We start from the raw sequence: 7513 nt of genomic DNA, 5'->3' as shown, positions 1-7513 counted from the left end.
TACAGAGACGCTCCCTGACGGTCGCGGCTCCATCATCACGAACGATTTCACGAAACAAACCCCGCCCGCGCGGAGCGCGGACGGGGTGCGGGGACACGCGGTCCCGACTCAGGCTTCGTCGCCGCCGAGGTTCTTCGTCGGGGCGCCGAACAGGGCGTCGTAGCGGGCGGCGGCGTCCTCGGCCGCGGCGCCCTCCTTGACGATCTCGCTGACCGGCACGCTGCCGTTCCAAGTGGAGCCGTCCTCGTCCAGCATCCGTTCGCGGACGCTCAGTTCGTCGTCGATCCGCTGGATCAGCTCGCGGGTGTCCGAGAGGGCGGTGTCGTCGATCTCGACCCCGGCGATCGTCTCGCGGGCCTGCACCATCTGGTGCTTGGCTTCCAGCTGTTCGATCTGCACCTCAAGCTGGCCGCGGGCGCTCAACATGGCGTCCAGCTTCCGCTCGTTGGCGGCGAGGGTCTGCCGCTGGGCTTCCAGCAGGGCCTGCTTGTGACCCAGCGTAGTCTGGGCGGTTTCGTAGGTGGTCAGGCGGGCGGCGAGGTCCCGTTTCATGTCGGACTCGCCGATCGTCCGGCCGGCGTAATGCAGTTCGCCGGAGCCGATCTTGTCCCGCAGGAAGGCCATTTCGCGGGCCTGCTCGTCGAGGGCGGCGGTGCGGCGGTCGATGTCGGACTGGAGCCGTTCGACGGCGATCTGCTGCTCCGCGACGACCCGCTTGGCGGCGGAGACGGCGGGGTCCAGCTCCGTCAGTTTCTGACGAGCCGCTTTGATCTCGAAGGAGACCGGCACCGCGTCCCGCAGCCCGGTTTGGGCCTCTTGGGCGGCGGTCTTGGCGAAGGTGAAGAAGTCGGTTCCGAAAGCGAGGGCGCCCAGACCCAGCGTCAGGGCGGTCCCGAGGAGGGCCTTGCGAATCATCGGTGTGCCTTTCAGGCAGGGTGAGCAGTGCGACATGACGGGCTTCGGGGGGAAGCGGGGGGCGGGGAAACGCCCCGCATGAGGGGTTCTTCGCGGCGGAGCCCGCGATCTTGGCCGGCCCCCGACGAATTTTCGGATTTTCCCGACGCCCCGCGCGACCGGCTAAACTGCGGCCATGAACGCCGCCTCGCCCGCCGATTCGCCCGTCTTCGACCTGCCCCCGGAGTTCGCCGCCGCGCTGGACGCCCGCGGCGAGGTGTGGGTCCGTCATCTCGGCTCCGGGGAAACGTTTCGCTTGGCGCCGGAGTCGGAGGAGCTTGAGATCGCCTCGAACGACGACCTGCCGCGTGGGCAACCGCTGCGTGAGGAAGTGACGGAGGCCCTTGCGGAGGCGGACGCCGGTCTCGGCCGACCGTGGGCGGAGGTGAAAGGCGAACTTCGGGAGGAACTCCCCTTCCTGGCGCCGGCGGCCGTCGGCGGGACGACCGACGAACCATTCGACGGTTATCGCAGCGGCGAAACGCTGGAGGAAAGCGTGCTGGCGTCGATCGCAGACGCGGAGGCGGGCCACATTTTCAGCTTGGAGGAAGCCCGGCAGGAGATGGAACGCCGCCACCCGGAACTGCGGGGCCGGTGACGACCGATCCGGTGCGCCGCGGTGATGTTCTTCTGACAGTCCTCAACGCCGACGTGGCGCCCCGTCACTCCCCCAGCAAAAACGCCGCGACCTTGGTCCGGCGTTCTTCGTGCCAGTCGCGGGGGAAGTGGCGGCCGCCGGGGAACTCCTCCGCGATCACCGGCCAGCCGGCGGCCTGGCAGGCGGCGGTCCAGCGGGCCAGCAGCGGCTCGCCGCCCTCCTCGTCTCCGTAAAACATGGCGATCGGCCGGGAGCGGGACGGGTCCAGGTCCGCCGGGTCGTAGACCCCCGCCGGCCGGCCGCCGGGGCTCAACGCGACCGCCCCGGCGTAGCGGTCCGGGTGCAGGGCCGCCAGCGCCGCGGCGTGGTTCGCCCCCTGCGTAAAGCCCATCAACGCGGCCCGGGACGTGTCCGCGACGGCGTTCAGCCCCGGGTCCTTCAGAATCGCCCGCAACTGTCGATCGACCGCGGCGTAGCCGGTCGCCTCGTCGGAGGGCCAGAGGAACCCGCCGTTGGCGGTCGGCAGCGACCCGGGCACGACGACCGCCGCCCAACCCAGCTCCGCCCAGGCCGTCGCCTCCCGGGCGAAGCTCTCGTGGCTGTCGCCGGCGCCGTGCAGAATGAGGATCACCGGCGGCTTCGCGCCCCCGCCGGCGTTCTCCGCGGTCCCGTCCGGCAGGTCCGCGGGGGTGACGTAGAACGGCGTGCCGACCCGGGCGGCGGACTGTTTGAGGTAGCGCCGGCGGATCTCCCGCAGGCGGTCCGGGAAGTCGGCGTCCTCCCGCAGCGGCCCCAGTTCGGCGTCGGCCCGGGCGATCGGGTAGTCGGCGTAGCCCAGTTCCAGCGCCCGCGCGAACGCCGCCCGGGCGGCGGCTTCATTCCCGGCGAGCGCCTCGTTGCAGGCCAGTTGGTAGGCGGCCTGGGCGAACTCCGGGTCCTGCTTCAACGCCAGTTCGTAGGCGGTGCGGGCGAGGTCGTATTGGCCGGAGGCCTTCAACGTGTCGGCCCGCTCCAGCATGTCCTGTCCCGGGGACTCCGCTCCGTCGTCCGCCCGTCGATACGCCCGCAGGGGAACCGGCGGCTTCGCCGGAGGGACCGGCGTCGCCCAGGCGGAATCGTGCGGGTCGAAGGCCGCCTCCGCCGCGGGCTCCGTCGGATCGCCGCCGGCGGGGTCCGCCGGGGCCGGCTTCGAATCGCACCCCGCCCCCAGCCCGGCGACCAACAACGCCGCGGCGACGAACGAACGGGCGAAACGAGGCACGGGCGAATCCGAGGAGGCAGGAACCCCCGCAGGCTACCCGCCCCGCCGACCGCCGTCTTGCCGCGTCCCGTCCGCCGCTTTAGTTTGCGGCTCCCCTGAACCAACCCGCCGCCCGCCGGGCGGCCCCCCGACGTGTCGTCCCGTCGCTTCGCCCCCCGCCTGACGCGCGGGGAGTATTGGATTCTGAACTCGCTGGTGGAGGCAAAAGTTCCGCTCGCCTTCTATCGAGGATCAGATCAAGACTTCTTCGACCTGTTCAATCGTCCGTCCCACGGACTGACGAAAGACGAGTTGGTCCTCACGCTGCTGGGCCTGTTCAACGCCGGCTGGATCGTCGGACGAGCCGAGCATGAACCGTTTGAGTACGAATCTGATCGCGACCGCCCGCCGCCGTCCTACCCGTTCACGCCGACGGGCGAGGCGATCCGACGGGTGCTCAACGTGGCCCCCGTAGATTTGAACCCCGGGGCACGGTCGCCGGACCCGTGCGTGCACATCGGCCTGACCGCGGAGGGCGGCGGCGTTTGGGAGGCATTTGCGGCTCCCCGTTGGGAGCGGTTCCTTCAACAAATCGGAGCGTGGGGCGACACCACGCTCCGCGTCGTCCGCAAAGAGCACGGGCAGCAGTACGCCCGCTGCTGGGCGGAGGTCGATCAATACGACCCGGACGCCCTCGTCTGGAAGCCCGTCGCTCCGTTCCGGGCGACTTATTGGAAGACGCTCCCGATCGGATTTGAAACGCGGTTTCGAGCGAACCGTCGCTTCGTTCGCCGAGGCATGTCGCAGGAGGAGGCCGCCGAGATTCGCACCCTCGACGACTGCGCGATGCGGTCCTCCCACCACCTGCGTTGGTGGTGGGCGTGGGAGTGAATCGCCCGCCGACAACCCCTCTTGTCCGGCCCCGCGGCGGCGACCTACCGTGAATGGCTTATTTCTCGCCCCGATCGGTCCCCGCCCGTGTTCCGCCGCACCGCAACCGCCGCGGCGCTCGGGCTGCTCCTCGCAACCGCCGCGGCCGGGGGGGAATTGGAAGACCGCTACCACGCCGGGCTGCTGGAGCGCGGGCTGTTCGGCGTCGCGGAGGGGGCGAGCCTGCGGACGCTCCGCGATCCGCGGTCGATGCCCACGGAGGAACAGGCCGCCGCGGTGCGGTTGGCGGCGGCCCTCGCGGAGCATTCCCGCTACACCGACGGCCCGGAGCGCGACGCCCTGCTGGCCCGGGCCGCCGAAACCCTCGCCGACGTCCGCCGCCGGCACCCGGAACTGCCCGCGGTCCGCACCGACCTCGCCGCCGCCCTGACGAACGCCGCCGACGCCCTCCGCCGCGGCCGCGACGCCCTGCCCGAACTGCGGCCGACGCCCGCCGACCGCGACGCCGCCCTCGCCGCCCTCAAGGCCGCCGACGCCAAGCTCGAGGCGCTGCACACGACGCTGGAGGACCGGCACCGCGACCTCACCCGCGGCCGCAGCCGGGACGTGGAGCCGCTGACCGCCGAGGAGCTGGTCGACCTCACGGAGCGGGCCGCCCTCGCCCTCGCCGAGATGCGCCTCGCCCGGGCGGAGCTGACTCCCGACCCGGCCGCCCGCAAGAGTCTGGCGGAGTCCGCGGAGGCGTTCGCGCTCCCGGTCCGCCGCGTGGACTCTTCGCTCAAACGGGCGACGTTGCTGGCGGACTCCCGGCGACTCTCCGGCGACTCTCGCGGGGCGACCGAGGCGTTGGCGGGCGTCGGGGGGCCGCAGGCCGACGCGGTCGCGGCGGCGGCGCTGCGGCTCCGCCTCGAGACGGTCGGTCCCGGGGAGGCCGCCGCCCGCGTGGCGACGCTGCGGGGGAACGAAGCGGGCTCGACGGGTGAGGGGCCGACGGTGCTGGGGGCGGAAACGGAGTTCGTCTCCGCCGTCGTGCTGGCCCGGCTGGCGGCGGAGGCCCGGACGGCGGAACGGAGGGACCTCGCCGACCGCCTGCTGGCCCGGTTGCGGCGGGACGCGGACCGGGCCGTCGCCGCGCACGGCGGACCGTGGGCGGCCCGGGCGCGACGGGTCGCGGATCTCGCCGGCCGGGCCGCCGGCTTGCCGCCGGCGGTCGCCGCGGCGGTGGAACGGGCGGACGCCCTGGAGGCCGCCGGCTCTCCCGAGGCCCCCGCGGCCCGGCTGGCGGCGGCCCGGCTGGCGCTGGAGGCCGACGTCGCCCCGGACGTCCTTTTGCCGTTGATCGAACGGGCCGCGACGAGTTCCGGCGGCGCCGCCGTCGACCTGCTGTCCGAGGCCCTGACGAGCGCCGAGCCGTCCGCGGAGGCGGCGTCGGCCCATCTGCGGCTCTGCTCCCTGCTGGCCGAGCAATTCGAAGCCCGCCCCACCCCCGCGGCCCACCGGGCGCTGGCGGAGGCGCTGACTGAACACCGCACCCGCTTCGCCGCCTTCCCCACCGCCGCCGCGGCGACCTGGCGGCTGGCCCGGCACGAGGAGGTGCGGTCGCAACGCTCCCGGGCCCTGCCGCTGTACCGCGATCTGCTGGACGACCCGCTCCGCGGCCCCGCCGCCGCCGCGGGTTTGGCCCGCTGTCACGAGGGGATTCTCGACTGGTTGGACGGACAGCTCGAAGACGCGGAGGCCGCGGGGGAGCCGACGGTCGCCCTCGCCCGCCGTCTGCAACAGGCCGAACGGCGGGCGGCGGCGACGGAGGAACTGGCCCCGCTGGCCGCCGCCTCCCTCGACGCCGAACCGGCCGCGACGCCGCTGCTCGCCGCGGCCCGGGTCGAGTTGCAACTCCGCACCGCCCGGGTGCTGCTGGACGGGGACGAACCGACGGCGGCCGGCGTGAACGTGGCCGACCGCCTGCTGACCGCCGTGCGCACGACGGCGGCCCCGCGGACCGACGACGGCCCGCAGGCGGCGTTCTGGCGGGCCGCCCAGCGGGAGGCGACGGCCCGCGGGGCGAGCGCCGCGGCGCTGCGGGGGCGGTTCGCGGAGGCCGCCCGACTCGCCGCGGCGGTCCCGGACGACGCCGCGGCCCTGCTGAGGATCTCCGCCGGCTGGGAGGACGCGGGCCGGTCCTCCGCGGAGCGAAGCGTTCCCCCGGCGTTCGCGGCGGCCCGGACGGCGTTGGCGGACCGCTTGCTGGGGCTCCCGCTGACCGACGATGAACGCCGCACGGTGCGGGTGCGGCGGGCGGCGTCGCTGCTGGACCGCGGGGAGCCGACGGCGGCGGCGACCGACCTGCTGCTCGTGCTGGAGGACGGGCACGACCCGGACGTCGCCGGGCTGGCCGCGAAAGCGGTCGCGGCGAGCCGTTCGCCCGAACTGGCCGCCGCGGCGCTGACGGCGTGGCGGCGGGCGGAGGCGGCGGAGCCGGACGGCTCGGCGGCCTGGCTGGCCGCCCGGGCCCGCCGCGTCGCCGGCCTGCACGCCGCCGGCCGCACCGAGGAGGCGGTCCGGCTGCTGGCCGTCACCCGCCTGCTGCACCCCGGCCTGCCGCAGGCCGACCCCGCCGCCCGCCGCCGCTTCGCCGCCCTGGGCCGGGCGCTGGGCGAACCGACCGACGTCGCCCACGGCCTCCCCGGCGACGCCCGCCGCCCCACCCCGCCGCGACGGTGAGCCCGAAGCGCACGCGGGGCTCGGGGCCGGCCGCGGGCGGCCGACCCTGAGCGTCCCTCCGGCCCCCGGCGGCGGGTCGGGCACGGAGGCGAACCGCCGCCGCCCCCCGTACCCTGCGGCGGTCGCCGTCCGTCGCTCCTCACAGACCGCTCTCAAAACGATGCTCGGATTCGTCTCCGCGATCCTGCCGGACCACGACCTCGCCGGCGTCTTCGAGGTCGCCGCCCGACTGCAATACGACGCCGTCGAATTGATGTGCTGGCCGCCGGCCGGCGGGGAGAAGCGCCGCTACGCCGGCACCGCCCACGTGCAGGCCGAGGGGCTTACGAAACGCGACGCCGCGGAGGTCTTAAAACTCGCCGCCGACCACGGCGTGACGATCGGCGGGCTGGGCTATTACCCGAACCCGCTGGACCCCGACGCCGAGGCCGCCCAGGCCGCCGTCGCCCATTTGGAACGGGTGATCGACGCGGCGGCCTTATTAGAAGTGCCCGTCGTGAACACCTTCGTCGGCCGCGACCCCTCCAAGCGGGTCGAGGAGAACTGGCCGCAGTTTCTAAAAAGGTTCCGCCCGCTGGTCGCCCGGGCGGCGGAGCGGGGGGTGAACCTCGCTATTGAAAACTGCCCGATGAGCTTCGCCGCCGACGAGTGGCCCGGCGGCAAGAACCTCGCGTATAGCCCGGCGATCTGGCGGCGGATGTTCGAGGACCTGCCGGACGAACGCTTCGGGCTCAATTACGACCCGTCGCACCTGATGTTCATGGGGCTGGACCCGTACGCCCCGATCCAACAATTCGGCGACCGTATTCACCACGCCCACGCCAAGGACGTGCGGATCGACCGGGCCGCCCGGCAGGAGTTCGCCCCGCTGGAGGACCCGGAGCGGTATCACACCCCCAAACTGCCCGGCTTCGGCGAGGTGAACTGGGGCCGCTTCGCGGGGCTCCTCTATGAAGTCGGCTACCGCGGCCAGGTCGCCGTGGAGGTGGAGGACCGGGCTTTCGAGGGCAGCCCGGAGGACGTAGAACTGGCCCTAAAGATCAGCCGCGACGTGCTGCGGCCCTACTGGCCGCGGTGAGAGAACCGGACGCCGCCACGGGGAGCGTCCC

General features: G+C 73.6%; 6 protein-coding genes. 4 read left to right on the top strand and 2 right to left on the bottom strand.

Annotated features, from left to right (window positions below):
* Window positions 1-108: 108 nt before the first annotated feature.
* Window positions 109-915, bottom strand: a complete 807-nt coding sequence (locus ACG2DA_RS20565) for a hypothetical protein (RefSeq protein ID WP_395258282.1) — start codon at window positions 913-915, stop codon at window positions 109-111.
* A gap of 175 nt (window positions 916-1090) precedes the next feature.
* Between ACG2DA_RS20565 and ACG2DA_RS20560 the strand changes: the two genes are divergently transcribed.
* Window positions 1091-1552: a hypothetical protein gene (locus ACG2DA_RS20560; RefSeq protein WP_395258280.1), complete on the top strand. Its 462-nt coding sequence runs from the start codon at window positions 1091-1093 to the stop codon at window positions 1550-1552.
* A 64-nt stretch (window positions 1553-1616) separates the two neighbouring features.
* On the opposite strand, the gene ACG2DA_RS20555 is transcribed toward ACG2DA_RS20560, so the two are convergent.
* The gene (locus ACG2DA_RS20555; RefSeq protein WP_395258278.1) at window positions 1617-2813 is read right to left on the bottom strand and encodes an alpha/beta hydrolase; all 1197 of its coding nucleotides are present in this window, start codon (window positions 2811-2813) and stop codon (window positions 1617-1619) included.
* A 132-nt stretch (window positions 2814-2945) separates the two neighbouring features.
* Here ACG2DA_RS20555 and ACG2DA_RS20550 point away from each other — a divergent pair, with 132 nt between their 5' ends.
* From ACG2DA_RS20550 to ACG2DA_RS20540, 3 genes are all read left to right on the top strand, one after another.
* Window positions 2946-3683 (top strand): hypothetical protein, encoded by a 738-nt coding sequence (locus tag ACG2DA_RS20550; protein ID WP_395258276.1) that lies wholly within the window; start codon window positions 2946-2948, stop codon window positions 3681-3683.
* Window positions 3684-3770: 87 nt separating this feature from the next.
* The gene (locus ACG2DA_RS20545; protein ID WP_395258274.1) at window positions 3771-6404 is read left to right on the top strand and encodes a hypothetical protein; all 2634 of its coding nucleotides are present in this window, start codon (window positions 3771-3773) and stop codon (window positions 6402-6404) included.
* A 160-nt stretch (window positions 6405-6564) separates the two neighbouring features.
* Window positions 6565-7482, top strand: a complete 918-nt coding sequence (locus tag ACG2DA_RS20540) for a sugar phosphate isomerase/epimerase family protein (RefSeq protein WP_395258271.1) — start codon at window positions 6565-6567, stop codon at window positions 7480-7482.
* Window positions 7483-7513: the final 31 nt, after the last annotated feature.

Origin of the sequence: Alienimonas sp. DA493 (genome assembly GCF_043951915.1) — a bacterium.
Lineage (GTDB): Bacteria > Planctomycetota > Planctomycetia > Planctomycetales > Planctomycetaceae > Alienimonas.
Note: the sequence above shows the minus strand (reverse complement) of the source record. Positions and strands in the feature narration are given on the sequence as shown.